Annotated in this window: 15 protein-coding genes; 7 read left to right on the top strand and 8 right to left on the bottom strand. The window is 33.7% G+C overall.

Annotated features, from left to right (window positions below):
* Window positions 1–61 precede the first annotated feature (61 nt).
* The 3 genes from P2W65_RS13900 to P2W65_RS13910 all read left to right on the top strand — a co-directional run bounded on the left by P2W65_RS13900 (window position 62) and on the right by P2W65_RS13910 (window position 2,223).
* The gene (locus P2W65_RS13900; protein ID WP_289658152.1) at window positions 62–907 is read left to right on the top strand and encodes an NAD(P)H-hydrate dehydratase; all 846 of its coding nucleotides are present in this window, start codon (window positions 62–64) and stop codon (window positions 905–907) included.
* 163 nt (window positions 908–1,070) lie between these two features.
* Complete coding sequence (locus P2W65_RS13905) at window positions 1,071–1,850, top strand: HipA family kinase (protein ID WP_289658154.1); 780 nt, start codon at window positions 1,071–1,073, stop codon at window positions 1,848–1,850.
* Window positions 1,840–2,223 carry a DUF3037 domain-containing protein gene (locus P2W65_RS13910; protein WP_250346941.1) on the top strand — a complete coding sequence of 128 codons (384 nt, stop codon included), beginning with the start codon at window positions 1,840–1,842 and terminating at the stop codon, window positions 2,221–2,223. The genes P2W65_RS13905 and P2W65_RS13910 overlap by 11 nt, the downstream gene beginning before the upstream one ends.
* A 245-nt stretch (window positions 2,224–2,468) precedes the next feature.
* Here the strand turns inward: P2W65_RS13910 and P2W65_RS13915 are convergent, their stop codons facing one another.
* On the bottom strand, window positions 2,469–3,587 hold the full coding sequence (locus P2W65_RS13915; protein ID WP_289658157.1) for a pectate lyase family protein: 1,119 nt from the start codon (window positions 3,585–3,587) through the stop codon (window positions 2,469–2,471).
* A 229-nt stretch (window positions 3,588–3,816) separates the two neighbouring features.
* Between P2W65_RS13915 and P2W65_RS13920 the strand changes: the two genes are divergently transcribed.
* Entirely contained in the window at window positions 3,817–4,389 is a 573-nt protein-coding gene (locus P2W65_RS13920; protein ID WP_289658159.1) for a Crp/Fnr family transcriptional regulator, read from the top strand.
* A gap of 336 nt (window positions 4,390–4,725) precedes the next feature.
* Here the strand turns inward: P2W65_RS13920 and P2W65_RS13925 are convergent, their stop codons facing one another.
* From P2W65_RS13925 to P2W65_RS13935, 3 genes are all read right to left on the bottom strand, one after another.
* The gene (locus P2W65_RS13925) at window positions 4,726–5,235 is read right to left on the bottom strand and encodes a GNAT family N-acetyltransferase (RefSeq protein WP_289658161.1); all 510 of its coding nucleotides are present in this window, start codon (window positions 5,233–5,235) and stop codon (window positions 4,726–4,728) included.
* A gap of 551 nt (window positions 5,236–5,786) precedes the next feature.
* Window positions 5,787–6,305 carry a hypothetical protein gene (locus tag P2W65_RS13930; RefSeq protein WP_289658163.1) on the bottom strand — a complete coding sequence of 173 codons (519 nt, stop codon included), beginning with the start codon at window positions 6,303–6,305 and terminating at the stop codon, window positions 5,787–5,789.
* Window positions 6,306–6,331: 26 nt separating this feature from the next.
* Window positions 6,332–6,811 (bottom strand): hypothetical protein, encoded by a 480-nt coding sequence (locus P2W65_RS13935; RefSeq protein WP_289658165.1) that lies wholly within the window; start codon window positions 6,809–6,811, stop codon window positions 6,332–6,334.
* Window positions 6,812–7,236: 425 nt separating this feature from the next.
* On the opposite strand from P2W65_RS13935, the gene P2W65_RS13940 reads away from it, so the two are divergent.
* The 3 genes from P2W65_RS13940 (at window position 7,237) to P2W65_RS13950 (ending at window position 9,147) form a co-directional block, all read left to right on the top strand.
* Complete coding sequence (locus P2W65_RS13940) at window positions 7,237–7,629, top strand: helix-turn-helix domain-containing protein (protein WP_289658167.1); 393 nt, start codon at window positions 7,237–7,239, stop codon at window positions 7,627–7,629.
* Window positions 7,630–7,768: 139 nt separating this feature from the next.
* Window positions 7,769–8,695, top strand: coding sequence for a DUF6731 family protein (locus P2W65_RS13945; RefSeq protein WP_289658169.1), 927 nt, complete (start codon window positions 7,769–7,771; stop codon window positions 8,693–8,695).
* Window positions 8,692–9,147 carry a hypothetical protein gene (locus P2W65_RS13950; protein WP_289658171.1) on the top strand — a complete coding sequence of 152 codons (456 nt, stop codon included), beginning with the start codon at window positions 8,692–8,694 and terminating at the stop codon, window positions 9,145–9,147. The genes P2W65_RS13945 and P2W65_RS13950 overlap by 4 nt, the downstream gene beginning before the upstream one ends.
* 94 nt (window positions 9,148–9,241) lie before the next feature.
* Here the strand turns inward: P2W65_RS13950 and P2W65_RS13955 are convergent, their stop codons facing one another.
* From P2W65_RS13955 to thrA, 4 genes are all read right to left on the bottom strand, one after another.
* A complete protein-coding gene (locus P2W65_RS13955) occupies window positions 9,242–10,447 on the bottom strand; it encodes a hypothetical protein (protein ID WP_289658173.1) in 1,206 nt (401 codons plus the stop codon).
* A 176-nt stretch (window positions 10,448–10,623) separates the two neighbouring features.
* Window positions 10,624–11,913, bottom strand: a complete 1,290-nt coding sequence (thrC, locus tag P2W65_RS13960; protein WP_289658175.1) for a threonine synthase — start codon at window positions 11,911–11,913, stop codon at window positions 10,624–10,626.
* 341 nt (window positions 11,914–12,254) lie between these two features.
* Window positions 12,255–13,178, bottom strand: coding sequence for a homoserine kinase (locus P2W65_RS13965; RefSeq protein ID WP_289658177.1), 924 nt, complete (start codon window positions 13,176–13,178; stop codon window positions 12,255–12,257).
* A 126-nt stretch (window positions 13,179–13,304) separates the two neighbouring features.
* A complete protein-coding gene (gene thrA / locus P2W65_RS13970) occupies window positions 13,305–15,752 on the bottom strand; it encodes a bifunctional aspartate kinase/homoserine dehydrogenase I (RefSeq protein WP_289658179.1) in 2,448 nt (815 codons plus the stop codon).
* Window positions 15,753–16,279 lie beyond the last annotated feature (527 nt).

The raw sequence follows: 16,279 nt of genomic DNA on the forward strand, positions 1-16,279 counted from the left end.
CGTTAAAAAGAGATATTAGTGATTTCAATTTTTTGTAACTTTAATGTATAAAAGAAGCCAGATGAAGTCTCCGTATTTAATCACAAAAGAAGAAATCTTAAAGATATATAAACCCGTAAATCCTCACGCACACAAAGGAACACAAGGCCACGCCGTGATTATTGCCGGAAGTTATGGAAAAGTTGGAGCAGCAGTTTTGGCTTCAAAATCCTGCTTAAAATCAGGATGCGGATTGGTAACGACTTTTATACCCAAATGCGGTTATCAAATCCTTCAAATTTCGATTCCAGAAGTAATGACGGTTACTGATGAAAATACCAATTTCATTACCAACATTCATGTACCATTGATTCCTCAAGCCATAGGGATTGGTCCAGGAATCGGACAGGAGCTGGGTACACAGAAAGCGTTATTTGAATTTTTAAGAACCAACAAAGTTCCTTTAGTCCTCGATGCAGATGCTTTAAATATTATTTCGCAGAATTTATCATGGCTAGAATTAGTTCCTGAAGACACAATATTGACACCTCATCCAAAAGAATTAGAACGTTTAATTGGCAAATGGAATTCAGAGTCCGAAAAATTTCAAAAAACAATCGCTTTATCAGAAAAATATAAAGTCATTGTGGTCATGAAAGGCGCGCCGACATTTATCATCAACAGAAATTCAGTCTACGAAAACACCACAGGAAACGCAGCTTTGGCAACAGCAGGAAGTGGTGATACCTTAACCGGAATCCTAACAAGTCTTTTAGCACAAGGTTATGAACCCAAATATGCCTCAAAATTTGGAGTCTATCTCCACGGATTAACGGCAGATCTGGCTTTGCCGAAAACAGGTTATGAGTCTTTTACAGCTTCTACAATTATTAAGTATTTAGGAAAAGCCTTTTTGAGTTTGGTTTAACCGCAAAGAGCGCAAAGGTTTACGCAAAGGACGCAAACATTTTTATCTTAATGCAGAATTTGCGAGATTAAAAAAAACTCTGCTCCCGATAGTTATCGGGATTGTGTAAACCTTTGCTCCCGATAGCTATCGGGATTGCGGTTAAAATCATTAAGTTTGTAATATGAAAAATTTCGACTTAAGAACAGTAAATGTCATGCGTTATATAACGCCGCTGCGTGAAGGCGGTTCTTTACCCGCTTTAGCAGAAGCCGATGACGACTTCAAATATGTATTAAAATTCAGAGGAGCTGGACACGGCGTAAAAGCTCTTATAGCCGAATTAGTCGGCGGACAAATTGCAAAAGCCCTAAAATTACAATTACCGGAATTGGTTTTCGCCAATCTAGACGAAGCTTTTGGAAGAACCGAAGCAGACGAAGAAATTCAGGATTTATTGCAAGGAAGTCAGGGATTAAATCTCGCGCTTCACTTTTTATCCGGAGCTATTACTTTTGATCCTGCCGTAACGACTGTAGATGCTAAATTAGCCTCACAAATTGTTTGGCTGGACGCCTATATTACCAATGTTGACCGAACTTTCAAAAACACCAATATGCTGATCTGGCATAAAGAATTATGGCTGATTGATCACGGAGCTTGTTTGTATTTCCATCACTCTTGGAACAATTGGGAACAGCATGCTAAAAGTCCGTTTGCCTTGATAAAAGACCACGTTTTATTGCCACAGGCCTCGCTTTTAAAAGAAGTTGATGCCGAATTTAAAGTCATTTTAACGCCAGAAATTTTAGAAGAAATTGTAAATACAATTCCAGTTGATTGGTTGCAATGGGAAGATGCAGACGAAACGCCAGAAGGATTACGAAATGTATACCTGCAGTTTTTAAAGACAAGATTAGAGAATTCAGAAATATTTGTAAATCAGGCTCAAAATGCAAGATAATCATTTATACGAATATGCTGTGATTCGTGTTGTGCCAAGGGTAGAACGCGAAGAATTCCTGAATATCGGAATCATTTTATTCTGCAAAAAAGCCAAGTTTATAAAGGTTCTTTTTCATTTAAATAAAGAAAAAATCCAAGCTCTTTCGGCTGACTTTGATATCGAACAATTAGAATGCAATCTAACATCATTAGTAAAAATAGCCAACGGAGCCAAAGATGGCGGACCAATTGCCGAGTTTGAGATTCCAGAACGTTTTCGCTGGTTAACCGCAATTAGAAGTTCAGCAATCCAAACTTCGAGACCTCACCCAGGATTAACTCAGGATTTGGAAAAAACCGTGCAACGTTTGTTTGAAGAGTTAGTACTTTAAAAAGTGGCAAAGGTTCGGAGAGGCAAAGTGACAAAGGTTTTTATTTAACCGCAAAGAACACAAGGGTTTTGGCTAATGAGATTTTTTATAAAACGCAAAAGTTCGCAAAGCTTTGTGTTAATCTTTGCGAACCTTAGCGTAACTCTTTGCGTTCTTTGCGGTTAAATAAAAAACCACGAACTGCATTTATCGCAATCCGTGGTTTTAGAAACTAAACTAACTCACTATTTGCTATCCGGAGTCAATTAAAAAGAGCCACAGATATTACCGCCCAAAGTTGCTCCTGCATTGGCAGAAACATCAGCTTTTACAGCTGTTTTATTCAGTTTTACGATTGTGTATGGTGGAGTAAAAGCAGTACCGCTTCCAGCTTGATTGCCTGATACATTTGTAAATACGTTATCTGTAGCAGTAACGGCAGTATAACCGCTCATTAAATCGATTGGATTTTTTACCCCTTCAAAAACATTGCTTTCCACGCGAATACTAGCTTCAAAACCAGCAGCAATGCATTTATTGCTTACAGTACTATTAAAGAAACTGTTTACAATATGTACTTTTCCAAAACGAACTCTTGGCATTCTTTCTTTACAGCCTGGAGCCCACCAGCATCTTGCAAAAGTGATTCTCAATTTGCCACGGTCACCAGTAGCACCGTCGCTAGAACCAATTAAGTTAGAAAATCTATGATCGTCTGTTCCTCCAGAACCTCCAGCTTTTGGCGCTTTTAAGTAACCGAATTTCGTATAAGAAACCGTAATATAATCTGATTTGTTTTTGATGTCGAAGTTTCCATCAACACCATCTCTAAATTCGCAGTGATCCACCCATACATTGGTACATTCGTCCAAAATAGCATTGTCCCAGCCATCAGTATCATAAGCGCCTGGTCCTTCAAAAATTAGGTTTCGAATAATGATGTTTTTACATCTTTTAATGTTGATGATTCCCGAAGCATCTTTCGTCTGATTGGTAGAAACCAATTTAGCTCCGTTTGCACCATAAATCGTTTTTCCAGTCTGATCTTGGAAAGATAATCTTGTTGTAACGGTAATAGTTCCAGAAACTTTAATCACTTTTACAGAACTGCTTTCAATTGCCGATTTCAATTGAGCGTAAGTAGTAACAGTAGTTTCTGCTGCAGAACCTCCACCCGTTGTATTTCCGTTTTGAGAAGCCCAGCCTGGAACTTCAGCGCAGTTTCCAATTTTTGCGGTTGTGTTTGTCGACACAGGCTCAATTGCAGCTTCACTTGTTGGGTCAATACTTGCTTCAGTGTTTGAAGCAATTTCTTCAGAATTACAAGCTGTAAATCCGAAAGCCAATGTTAATAGAAACATTGAAATTGTTGTTTTAATTTTCATAAGATAAGTTTGGGGTTTATAAAATTTTTAACGATGCAAATCTGCTTAATAATTAGAAGATAAAAGTTGAACAAGTTCAAACTTTTGTAAAAAAATATACTAAATATGTTTTTTTAACAGTTGTTAATTTACAAAAATGCATAAATAGTGTACTTTTACGTAATCGATTACATTATTTAAGCCCCTAATAAATAATGAATTGAGACAAACCCCAACAAAAAACCACAATATGTACAACCTACTAAGAAAGAGCATTGAGCGAAAAATTCCGCTCACTGACGAAGAATGGGACATAATTGTCTCTAAAGCCGAGCTCATAAAGCTCAAAAAGAATCAATTTCTACAGATTCAAGATTCCAACAACAGTTATGAAGGTTTTATTTTGAAAGGCTCATTCAAGACCTACATTTTAAATGAAAACGGAACAGAAAGCGTTATTTTCTTTTCATTTGAAAACGAATGGATGTGTGATCTGGGAAGTTTCTACCATCAAAAACCAACCACTTATAATATCAAAGCTATTGAAGAAAGCGAGATATTGGTGATTAGTAAAATCAGGAAAGCACAATTGTTTGAGAAAATTCCAAAACTAATGCAGTTTCACGTTTTAATGATCGAAAGAGCCAATGTTGCTATCCAGCAGCGGCTTTTAGATGTTTTAAACAAAACGTCGAAACAGCGTTATTTGGACTTTAAAGAACGTTATCCGCAGAAGATAAGTTCGATAAACAATAAGAACCTGTCATCGTATTTGGGCGTTTCACACGAGTTTTTATCGAAGATTAAGAGAACGGTTTCTTAATTTAGAGGTTCAAAGGTTCAGAGAGACAAAGTGACAAAGGTTTTTTCACGCAGATTTTTCATAAATCTGTTCAGATCTGCAAAATCTGCGTGAAACAAAATATCTTAACACATTAATAGCAAATAAAAAGTTTACATTCTTTTTAGATAAAGTTCTATCTAATATGTCATTTCGAACGAGAAATCTCCGTAAGTAACTCCGCAAAGTATATCGCCAATCTTTGTCGAGCTTCTCGCGGAGATTTCTCGTTCCTCGAAATGACATACTGTGTGTTAACTTGGAATAAAAAACTTTGCGAACCTTTACGCAACTCTTTGCGTTCTTTGCGGTTAAACTCTACGTAAGCCTTTTCTCCAAATAAATAAACTCCAAAGGTTCTTCAGAAACCGTAATATGAATACCGCTTTCAGGAAAGGCTTCTCTTTTGCCTGTATCAACATAACCGTGGCGTTTGTACCAGGCAATAAGTTCTTCCCGAACCGAAATAACGGTCATAATAATACTCGATAATCCTAAAGATTTTGCATGATTTTCGGCTTCAGCCAAAAGCTTTTTCCCGATTCCGCTGTTTTGAAGTTCCGGCGAAACCGTCAGCATTCCTAAATACAATTGGTTTTCTTTTTCAACCAATAAAACCGAACCAATAATTTTGTCGTTTTCTGTAAATTTCAGAATGGTATTTTTAGGATCCAGAAAGATTTGGGTCATTTCTTGTTCATCAGTTCTTTTTCCTTCCAGTAAATGAGCTTCGGTTGTCCAGCCTTTTTTAGAAGATTCTCCTCTGTAGGCTGAGTTGATTAAGGTTGTTAATGCAGGAATGTCTTCGCGTAATGCTTTTGTAATCATGGTAAGCGTTCTGTGATAGGGTATGTTTTAAACGAATTGTTTCCAGTTTTAATTGGAGAAACAAAATTACATTAGAAAAATGGCTTTCAGCAGAATTATCGTTTAATATTCTTTGGTTTTCGATTTATCAAATAACAATAGGTAAGGTGAGAGGATAAAACTAATGCCAAGCCAATGTTCCAATAAATCTCAAAGTAGGCAAAAGCATTATACAAACAAAAAATAGAATTTTTGACTTCATCTACAATTTGAAAATGAAGAGGAAAAACAAATAAAAAAAGCATCAGAAAAATAGATAGAACAGTAAGACGTCCATATTTTATTTTATAATAGTCTACTACGCCGTAAGATAACATTTGCATGACTAGTATAATTAGAAAAAATCCTTCCATAATTCTTTATTTAAGCTTTTATATACGATTTATATTTTTCTTACTTTCAAAAATTTATTAAATGTAAGGAAATATTTAAATAAAAAATATTGAAGAATATCGAATTGAAATTCTTATTATTTCTAATTCTTTATAGATGTTTTTTTGTGAATTGATTGTTTAATCAGTTTTAGAGGAATTAGTATTCAAATTTTCTAAAAACTGTATAGGATCACTTAAAAACTTTGTTGCATTTGAAATTTGAATACTTTTAAAAATGTCTTCTAATTTTGGTTGAAAAATTTCTCCTTTTAAATCAATCAAAATCAAGCGATTTTTTTCGTAAAGGTTTAAAATGGATTGTAAAACAGCAGAAATGTTAGAAGCTTTTCTTAAATCAATTCGAAATTGAAAACTTTCAATTTTTGATTTATCATCGCTTAAACAAATACAAGCATCATTATCTTCCTCCTTATTTCCATTTCCTTTCCAGTTTAAATAAGTCTCATTTCCCCAATTCGCTTTAGGAATAATTTGATCAAGTTCAGAAATAATCGAAGGAATGTCGCCATTAAAATTTGTCCAAAAAGAATCCGTATCTGGTAAATATTCTGTTTTATTATTTTTAAAAATACATTCGTAATTACTATCAATTGAATCTTCTGGAACTACGAGTAAAAGATATTGCCAAATTGCCATTTTTATAATGGTATTAAAATTTAATACTATTCAAATATTCCCCAAATACGTTTGTCGTCAACAATCGCATTTGGATTCTCTTTTATTCTTTCTGAAAAAAGATCAAAGCTTCCATAATTGCTCCTCATTTTATAAACAATTAATTTGCCGGCATCATTTATAATTATTTTCCAAACTCTTCTTTCGTTTATTTTAACAGCTGTTCTTCTGACTTCAGTAATCTTAGACAACGAATGTTTTGCTACAGGATCTTTTCTCGTTATTTTGTACAAATAGTTTTCGTCAAAATAAAAAACAGAACGGTTTAGAAAAAAATACTCTAAACCATATAAAATCATAACTGGACGAGCCGATATTCTTGTTAATGTATTAAAATCCAGATTGGTTCTTTTCTTAAATTCATTTGCTCTTTTTTCTTGGATGTAATCTATAAAAGACAGGATTCTTTTATAATTTAAAATTGCCAAAACAAGCAGAGCTAAAACAACAATAATTTTAATGTTCATGTAAAATGTAAATTGAAGATTGAAATATTCGAATCAAACATAATGAAACAATTTAATTTTATAAAGGCAAAAACACAAATTCCGACTAAAAAAATGAAACACAGTTTTGTAAAGATTTTATATTTGTTGGGAGCTAAAAAATGAATTGCCTACAGCTTTAGCTGTAGGAATAAAGTTGTATTAGAAAATGGCTTTAGCCAAAACTGTTGCGGTCTTTGGCTAAAGCCGAATTTAGTATGAGAATAGCAAACCTCCAGCTAAAGCTGGAGGCAACTTATTTTACTATTGTAAATAAATATTGGTTTGTAAATTGTAAGTTTGACAAACAATAGTTTATAAAGATTATGAAAAGCGTATCTTACAAAAACACCTCTGTTTTTTACCGAAATTAATTTTCGTTTAAGAATTTTAAATATCTTTGAATTATGAGTACAGCAATAAAACCAAAACATATCGGCAGAAATATAAGCCGTATCAGAGAGCTTAAAGATATGAAACAGGAAGCACTGGCGCAGGCTTTAGGTACAAACCAGCAGGCGATTTCGGCTATTGAAAACAGCGAAACTGTAGATGAGAAAAAACTAATTGAGATTGCAAAAGCTCTTGATGTTTCTGTTGAAGCGATTGAAAACTTTTCAGATGAAGGTGTTATAAATTACTTTAATAGTTTTAATAATAATGTTGTTACGACAGGTAGTATTTTTGCAACAAATTGTACTTTTAATCCTTTAGATAAAGTTGTAGAACTTTACGAACGTTTGGTGCAAGCTGAAAAAGATAAAGTGGAGTATTTGGAGAAATTATTGAACGGGAAATAAATATTTTTTGAAGATATATTAAAATGAGAAGAGACCTTTGATGAGGTCTCTTTTTGTGTTACTGAGTCTGTAGAATAATATTTAAAAATCGATATATTTTGCGTAAATTGCTCAACTCAAAATATATAATAATTGTAATATGGCAACAAAGAAGAAGAAAATTGAATTTTTTAAAGTTAAGGTTTTAACTATGGAAGATTTACCAAGTGAAATTTCATTTGCTGAAATTTTAATGATTGAAGTATTACAAAATGTATCTTTGACTGTTAAAGGAAAAGATGTCGAACTTAAAATATTAAGAAATACTGAAAATTATATTGTCGGTTTGTTAGAAACAAATCGTGATGTAAACGTTCCTCCTAAAAAGCATAAAGCTAACAGAACATTTTCTCGTATTGGTTTAGAAGTTGAAGAAGGATTAGCGTATGCTAACGTTTTTCTTTATGACAAACGACGCAATATTTTAATGTATGAAGCTAATAAATCAGGTTGCTATGTGGAACACTTTGTTGATTTTATTTACTTAGCACTTCAAGAATCGGAATCCGAATTATTTAAAACTTTCTTAGTGAAATTTGAGGTTATTCTGACTCATGATGAATATAATAGGATTTTGAATTTTGGGTTTCATAAATCTATTGAGGTTGAAATAGCAAAGCCAGATCGAATTGTTGCAGATTTTGAACATCAAAATAATGCATTATTTAATGCTATTGAAAGTGGTCGTCAACTAAACTCATCAAAAGTTTTTGCTAAATTTGAGGTTGAAGGACGTCCAAATAAAGGAGAAGGATTAGCAACTTTAAGTATTAGGGATGTTTTGGATAATGCTGCAAGATTAATGCAAGGGCGTAATAATGAAAATGTAAAAAAAGTTATCGTTTCAGGTTATGAAGCAGGCTCTAAAAAATTAAAAAAAATTGATTTAGTAGCTGACCGTTACTTTAAATTTATTACGTTAGATGAGCCAAGAGAACATACAGATTTATTAGAAAACCAACGTGCTCAAGAAATTATGCAGCTTCATATTAGTTGTGAAGCTGATTTTGATAGAATGTTTTTATGAATAGAAGTATTGCATATTGGATAGAAAAATTACTTGGTTATATTTGTGGTTTAATTTTTATAATTTTATCTTACAAATACAACGATATTTTTTCGTTTGTATTAGATGCAACTTTTTTAGATAAAGTAATTTCAATATCATCCACATTATTTGGATTTTTATTAGCGATTTTGACACTTATTTTACAAGGAAATAGTCCGACTGTAAGTGCTATGAAACGTCATGGGAGCTATAATAGATTGATAAATTTCAATAAATCTACCGTAATTTCAGCACTAATTACTTGTGCGTTATCTCTTTTAATATCATTCTGTACTTCAATAATTAATCATGTATTTCCTGAAATGTTAAACTTTTTAGCATCTTTAAATTTGGGGATATTTGTTAGTATTGTTGTAAATACTTTACTTTTTACATTGATTTTTTATAAGATAGTGATTGCAGATCAATAATTTTTTTTACTAATTAAACTTTAAATTTATTATCCCGCTCGTGGACGTTTCAATTAGTTTTGAATTTCTTTGGTTTTATGAGCAATATGCTTTTTTATTTGTCATAATGTAATGCTATTATCTCAAGTAAAACTTTTTTATTTTCATCCTGAGGAAGTCTAAATACATAGCTAAATGAAGATTCTCCTTTTTGTCCATTTGAGCTAATGTAGTATTCGTGATTTGTAACTTCACTTTTAATTGTGCTTAACACGTTACTGAAGTCTTTATTCGTAACAAATAGAATTAAAGCGGTTTTTGAATCGCGCCACGTCAAGTACCTATCGAATAATTGAGAAATTGCCTTTAAAAACTCTGAAGTTCCGTGCCAAAATTTGCATTCTGCAACAAACAAATTACTATTATCATTGGCATATTTAAGTATAATATCTGTCTTTCCTCCACGATTAAATGTTTCTCCTGTAGCGGTTGTTCCTTCATACCTTGTTTCTAGAAATAGTAATATTTGATCTCTTAGAGCTTCTTCATCTTTACCCTGATATATCGAAGGCTTTTTTTCCATGCTTTTACCAACATCATATATTACTTTCAAAATATCATTATACGTATTTATTGCCATGCTCGGCTCACTCGAAAACTCCTTATTTTTGGATACTTTAGGTTGTGGAATATCTTTTTTAGTAATAGTTGGAATTGTAAAAACGTATTCAGTGTCTTTATTAACGTTAACATTTATAGCAGCAAAAAAATCATTTTCCTGTTTGAATTTATTTTTTTCATTTTGAAATGCTGATTTTACAGCATTTTCAAAACTACCTTTTATAGATTGGACATTATTATTAATTCTCTCTAAATTATCAAATGCATAAGAGTAGGCTTCGAATTTTACTCTATTAAATTCTCTAACGTCTTGTTTATAAATTGAAAATGAAAATGATACTAGATTATTTTTCACATTTATGTCATAGCTTGTATAAGTTGTTGGATTTGGTTGAACAAAAAATAATTCTTCACTTCCAGTAAATTGATAACTCACGTTAAAGTAATACACTTCAGCATCGAAATATCTCCCCCAATCATCTCTTACTTTCTCTATTTCTTTTTTCGGTTCTGAAACTGATTCAGTTTCAAGATAAATCTTTAATGGTTCAAGTCTATATTTTTCGATTAAATATTCAATAAATTCATCCTCATCGATTTTAAGGATATAATCTTTTCCCTTAGATAATATTTCTTCCCTTATTCTGCCAAAATGTTGACTTGGGAAATCCAACCAAGAAATACCTGAAAATGATTTCATTCTTTTAAATTTAATACAATAAGGTGTTGATAATTAAGTTCTCTCGTTCTTCAAATATAAGTGTTTTTCATTGCTAATTTTTACGGATTTCCGTAGTCGATATATTTTTAGGGTAGTGCAAATAAAAAAGCGAGTAAAATTTTTTTACTCGCTTTAATAATTTATTATGTGTTTTTTTATCCCAAGAAGCTCTTCAACTCCTCATAAGTCCCAATCCTCACACTAAATTTCTCCTCATTAATAACACTCTCAATTTGAGCAGGAATCGGAAGCGTAATTCCTAAAGCAGGTTCAACAACATCCAAAAACTTAATAGGATGCGCCGTTTCTAAGAAGATACCAATCGCATTAGGATGTTTCTCCAATTCTTTTTTCAAACCTAAATAACCAACAGCGCCGTGCGGTTCTGCGATATAACCATCTGTGTTATAAATGTTTTTTAGAGCAACTAAAGTTTCTTCATCCGTATAGCTATAAGAAGAAAAGTCTTTTTCGAAAGCTTTTAAATCATTGTTGTATAATTCCTGAATTCTAATAAAGTTGCTTGGATTTCCAACGTCCATGGCGTTAGAGATTGTTGCTTTAGAAGGTTTAGGGTCGTAATTTCCGTTTTCTAAGAATCTTGGTACCGTGTCGTTTACGTTTGTAGAAGCAACGAAATGTTCAATAGGTAAACCTAATTTCTTTGCCATAATTCCGGCGCAGATATTCCCGAAGTTACCGCTTGGACAAGAGAAAACCAAAGGTTTGTTTTGGCTTTTCAACGCTTTGTAAGCAAAGAAGAAATAAAACATTTGCGGTAACCAGCGCGCAATATTAATAGAGTTGGCAGAAGTCAGGTTTTTATGCGCCAAAGTTTCGTCTAAAAACGCTTTTTTTACCATATCCTGACAATCGTCAAAAACACCGTCAACTTCAAGTGCTTTAATGTTTTGCCCTAAAGTAGTCAATTGTTTTTCCTGAATATCGCTCACTTTTCCAGACGGATATAAAATGACAACATCAACACCGTCAACGCCTAAAAATCCGCTGGCAACGGCTCCGCCTGTATCTCCAGAAGTCGCTACTAAAACGGTATTTTTAGCGTCTTTTTTATCTTTATTAAAATAACCCAAACAACGCGACATAAAACGTGCTCCAACGTCTTTAAAAGCCATTGTAGGCCCATGAAATAATTCTAACGAATAGATTCCGTTTTCGACTTTCACCACCGGAAAATCAAAAACTAAAGTCTCGGCAATGATTTCTTTTAATTTTTCTGCAGGTATTTCATCGCCAACAAATTGTTTGATCGCTTCGTAAGCGATTTCTTCGTGGCTTAAACTTTCGATTTTATCAAAAAAAGAAGGATCAAGAGGTGTAATACTTTCCGGGAAATATAATCCTTTGTCAGTGGCTAATCCTTGTATAACAGCTTCCTGAAAAGAAACTTTTGGGGCATTATGGTTTAAACTGTAGTATTTCATTATTTTAGATTTTTGACTTTAGATTTTAGATTTTTTGGAACGTAAATCCCAGAGCTAAAATTCCAAATTCCAATGGTTTGTGTTTATTTAACCGCAAAGAGCGCAAGGAATTGGTTTCTTTTGAAAACGCAGAGTTCGCAAAGCTTTGTGGTTATTTAAATATTGTTTTTTTATTCTAATAGTTAATTAAGCGTATTTTTTGTCATTTCGAGGAACGAGAAATCGCACTCGGAAATCCGCATAGAAATTCGCCAATCTTAGTCGACAAACTAGTGTGATTCCTCGTTCCTCGGAATGACAAACTTTATCTGATATTCTTTTTACTTAATACATTTCACATTTTACAAAATGCGAACACCATCTGGATTAATTTTCGAAACGTGAATTTCATACGGTAAATTCATTTTTTCGTAAACGTCGCTCATGGCTTTTGCTATTTTTTCGGCGGTCTCTTTTCCTTTGCTTAAAGCGAAAATCGAGGGGCCAGAACCTGAGATCCCGGAACCTAAAGCACCGTTTTCATAAGCCGTTTGTTTGATTAAATCAAATCCTGGAATTAAAACGCTACGAACTGGTTCAACGATTTCGTCGTGAAGTGATCTTCCAATTAAATCATAATCTTTAGTGTAAAGACCAGCAACCAATCCGCCTACATTTCCCCATTGCATGATAGCGCTTTTTAGAGAAACGTTCTGTTTTAAAACCGAACGGGCATCAGACGTTTTTAACTCAATCTGCGGATGAACCACAGTTGCGTACAATTCTTCAGGACTGTCAATTCTAATGATATCCAAAGGCGAATAACTTCTAACCAAAGTAAAAGCGCCTAAAAGGGCAGGAGCAACATTGTCGGCATGTGCGTTGCCGCTGGCTAATTTCTCACCCTGCATTGCAAACTGAACCAAATCTTTACGAGAATAAGGTCTTCCTAATAATTCATTAATTCCGAAAACCGCTCCGGCAGAACTTGCCGCACTGCTTCCGATGCCGCTTCCGGCTTTGATGTTTTTATAAATTTCGATTTCAAATCCGAAATCCAATTCGTCTAAAGTTTCCAGCATTGCCAAAGCCGCAACTCCAGAAACGTTTTTCTCGGTTTCCAAAGGCAAATCGGCACCGACAATTTTAGTGATTCGAACTCCTTTTTGATCGACTTTTCGAACAATCATTTCATCGCCCGCATTGTCTAAGCAAAGTCCCAATACGTCAAATCCGCAGGAGAGATTGGCAATTGTAGCGGGACAGAATAATTTTATTTCTTTCATTTTTTTGGTTTTTGCCACGAAGGCACAAAGTCACAAAGTTTATTTTTATAGTTTCTGAGATACTAAGTTTCTAAGATGCTAAGTATAAAAAAAACTTAGAAGCTTAGCGGCTTAGTGTCTTAGCGGCTAAACATTACCTATTCGAATAACGTCTGCAAAAATTCCTGATGCTGTAACCGCTGCTCCAGCTCCAGCTCCTTTGATCAATAAAGGCTGATCTACGTAACGATCTGTGTAGAACAATACGATATTGTCTTTTCCTTCTAAATTATAGAAAGGATGATCTTTTGGAATAAACTGTAAACCAACGCTTGCTTTTCCGTTTTCGAATTGCGCTACGTATTTCAATCTTGAATCTTTGGCTAAAGCTTCGTTGTAAATACCTTCAAAATGAGAAGCGTGTTTGATTAACGAAGCAAAAAAGTCTTCGTTGTTTGTTGTTGCTAAACAGTCTGCAGGTAAAAACGATTCGTTTGCAATCGCGTCGATGTCCATTTCATAACCACTTTCGCGAATTAGAATCAGGATCTTACGAGCTACGTCGATACCGCTTAAGTCGATTTTTGGATCTGGTTCTGTGAAACCTTGAACGCCGGCTTCTTTTACCACATCGTGGAAAGAATTGTCTTTGTCAAAATTGTTGAAAATGAAATTCAAACTTCCAGATAAAACTGCTTGAATTTTATGCACTTTATCGCCAGATGCAATCAGATTTTTTACCGTATCTATAATTGGCAATCCCGCACCAACATTCGTTTCAAATAAAAACGGAGCGTTATATTGACGAGATAAGCTTTTTAGTTTTTTATAATTGTCGTAAGCAGATGAACAAGCAATTTTGTTGCAAGTTACAACGGCAATACTTTCTTTTAAGAATTTCTCGTAAGCTTCCGAAACTGTTGCATTTGCTGTAATATCCACAAAAATGCTGTTACGTAAATTCAGTTCTTTGGCGCGTTTGATGAAGGTTTCAATATCGGCATTTTGTCCTTCGCTTAAAGCGGTATCCCAATTTTTTAAAGAAATTCCGTCTTCGTCAAAAAGCATTTTTCTTGAGTTCGATAAAGCGATAACGCGGACATTAATCTTTAAATTGTCTTTTAAGAATTTCTTTTGGCTGTGAATCTGTTCGATGAATTTTTCTCCCACATTTCCAACTCCCATTACGAATAAATTCAGCTGTTTTGTGTTTTCTTCGAAGAAATTTTCATGCAGTGTATTCAACGCTTTTTTAACATCTCTTTCGTTGATTACAGTGGAAATATTTCTTTCAGAAGCACCTTGTGCAATCGCACGAATGTTTACGTTGTTTTTTCCTAAAGTGCTGAACATTCTACCGCTTAAACCTTGGTGATTTTTCATGTTTTCACCCACCAAAGCAATAATGCAAAGATCTTTTTCTACATAACAAGGGTCGATTTTGTTCTGAGAAATTTCGATTTCGAATGCTCTATTGATCGCGGCTTCGGCATTATCTGCATCCGAATTTAAAATTCCGATACAAATGGAATGCTCAGAAGAAGCCTGAGTAATAAAAATGACATTGATTTTTTCTTGAGATAATACTTCAAACAAACGTCTTGAAGAACCTGCAACTCCAATCATTCCTGGGCCTTCAAGGGTCAAAAGCGAAATGTGATCAATATGGCTGATTCCTTTTACGACAGTATCTTTTGAAAGAACAGTATCAGAAATTAAAGTTCCTACCGCTTCAGGTTCAAAAGTATTTTTGATTAAAATTGGAATGTTTTTTCTTAAAACCGGCTGAATTGTTGGCGGATACAAAACCTTGGCACCAAAATGCGACAACTCCATTGCTTCCTGATAAGAGATATTCGCAATTGGCTGTGCTTGTTTTACAATTTTTGGATTTGCAGTAAACATTCCGTTTACATCAGTCCAGATTTCCAATTGTGCTGCATCTAAAGCTCCTGCAATAATTGCTGCAGTATAATCTGATCCTCCGCGTCCTAAAGTCGAAGTGATTCCGTCTAAAGTCTGCGCGATAAATCCAGGTAAAATATTGATTCTAGATTTGTTTTCGGCAAAATATTCTTGAATTAGTTTATTTGAAACTTCAAAGTTTACCGCAGCTTTTCCGAAATTATTGTCTGTTTTGATCAATTCACGGCTGTCTTTGTAAACAGCATCTTTGTCAATTTGCTGATATGCCTGAGCAATAATAAATGACGAAAGCAATTCTCCAAAACTTAATATAGTGTCGGCAGTTCTTGGAGATAATTCTCCTAATAAGAAACAGCCGTCCAATAAAGTCTCTAAGTGATTGATAATTCTTTTTACATGACTTAAAAGACTGCTTTGCTCACTTACCGGAATTAATTCTTTAAGTGTGTCGAGATGTTTTTTCTCGATTTCAGCAACAACTTCTCTAAAGCTTTCATCGTTTGCCGCCGCTTTTGCTGCTGCAGACTGCAATAAATCGGTTACTTTGCTTAAAGCGGATACGACTACAACTAATTGATCCTGTTTTGCTTTCTGATTGACAATGTCAAGAACGAGTTTTATATTTTGAGCATTGGCCACCGAAGTTCCGCCAAATTTTAATACTTTCATTTTTTGATATTTTTTAATAAGGTGCAAAGATTTTAAGTAACAAAGGTTCAAAGGTTATTAACTGTGAACTGAAACTGAAAACTGCGACTTTTTTTTCTTTGTAAATGTTTTTTATGTATCCAATAACTCTCTTCTTTCAAGAAAAAAGTATAGATAACCTGGATTATATGTAAAAATGTATACCCCTAAGGGGTAGTAGTTGTTGTAGTAGAAATAATGGTAGCAGCAATTGCAACTCTAGTTGGAGTTGTCATTGTAGATTGATATTTTGTGCTGTTACTTTTCATTTTTGATTTTTCAAAAGTACAGATTTTTATAAGAGTTAAAAACCTAAAAAGGCTTTTTGCGAATATTTTAATAATTCAAATCCCAATAATTCATTATTGAGCATTTGTTAAAATTAAACAGGCTAAATTGAGGTTTTGACATATTTGGTATTCTATTTTTTATTGTTTTTCTTTTATAAAGAGTTGAATTCTAATTAAAAAATGATGAAAAAGCCATAAGAAAAGAGAAGTTTAGCTTTG

The organism is Flavobacterium panacagri (assembly GCF_030378165.1).
In the GTDB taxonomy this organism is placed as follows: Bacteria; Bacteroidota; Bacteroidia; order Flavobacteriales; family Flavobacteriaceae; genus Flavobacterium; species Flavobacterium panacagri.

Bases quoted from the DNA above. Each gene is read 5' to 3' on its own strand.
- P2W65_RS13900 (WP_289658152.1), top strand. From the start codon at position 62: ATGAAGTCTCCGTATTTAATCACAAAAGAAGAAATCTTAAAGATATAT.
- P2W65_RS13945 (WP_289658169.1), top strand. From the start codon at position 7,769: ATGGCAACAAAGAAGAAGAAAATTGAATTTTTTAAAGTTAAGGTTTTA.
- P2W65_RS13950 (WP_289658171.1), top strand. From the start codon at position 8,692: ATGAATAGAAGTATTGCATATTGGATAGAAAAATTACTTGGTTATATT.
- P2W65_RS13935 (WP_289658165.1), bottom strand. From the start codon at position 6,811: ATGAACATTAAAATTATTGTTGTTTTAGCTCTGCTTGTTTTGGCAATT.
- P2W65_RS13920 (WP_289658159.1), top strand. From the start codon at position 3,817: ATGTACAACCTACTAAGAAAGAGCATTGAGCGAAAAATTCCGCTCACT.
- P2W65_RS13930 (WP_289658163.1), bottom strand. From the start codon at position 6,305: ATGGCAATTTGGCAATATCTTTTACTCGTAGTTCCAGAAGATTCAATT.
- P2W65_RS13965 (WP_289658177.1), bottom strand. From the start codon at position 13,178: ATGAAAGAAATAAAATTATTCTGTCCCGCTACAATTGCCAATCTCTCC.
- P2W65_RS13940 (WP_289658167.1), top strand. From the start codon at position 7,237: ATGAGTACAGCAATAAAACCAAAACATATCGGCAGAAATATAAGCCGT.
- P2W65_RS13910 (WP_250346941.1), top strand. From the start codon at position 1,840: ATGCAAGATAATCATTTATACGAATATGCTGTGATTCGTGTTGTGCCA.
- P2W65_RS13925 (WP_289658161.1), bottom strand. From the start codon at position 5,235: ATGATTACAAAAGCATTACGCGAAGACATTCCTGCATTAACAACCTTA.
- P2W65_RS13915 (WP_289658157.1), bottom strand. From the start codon at position 3,587: ATGAAAATTAAAACAACAATTTCAATGTTTCTATTAACATTGGCTTTC.
- P2W65_RS13905 (WP_289658154.1), top strand. From the start codon at position 1,071: ATGAAAAATTTCGACTTAAGAACAGTAAATGTCATGCGTTATATAACG.
- thrA (WP_289658179.1), bottom strand. From the start codon at position 15,752: ATGAAAGTATTAAAATTTGGCGGAACTTCGGTGGCCAATGCTCAAAAT.
- thrC (WP_289658175.1), bottom strand. From the start codon at position 11,913: ATGAAATACTACAGTTTAAACCATAATGCCCCAAAAGTTTCTTTTCAG.
- P2W65_RS13955 (WP_289658173.1), bottom strand. From the start codon at position 10,447: ATGAAATCATTTTCAGGTATTTCTTGGTTGGATTTCCCAAGTCAACAT.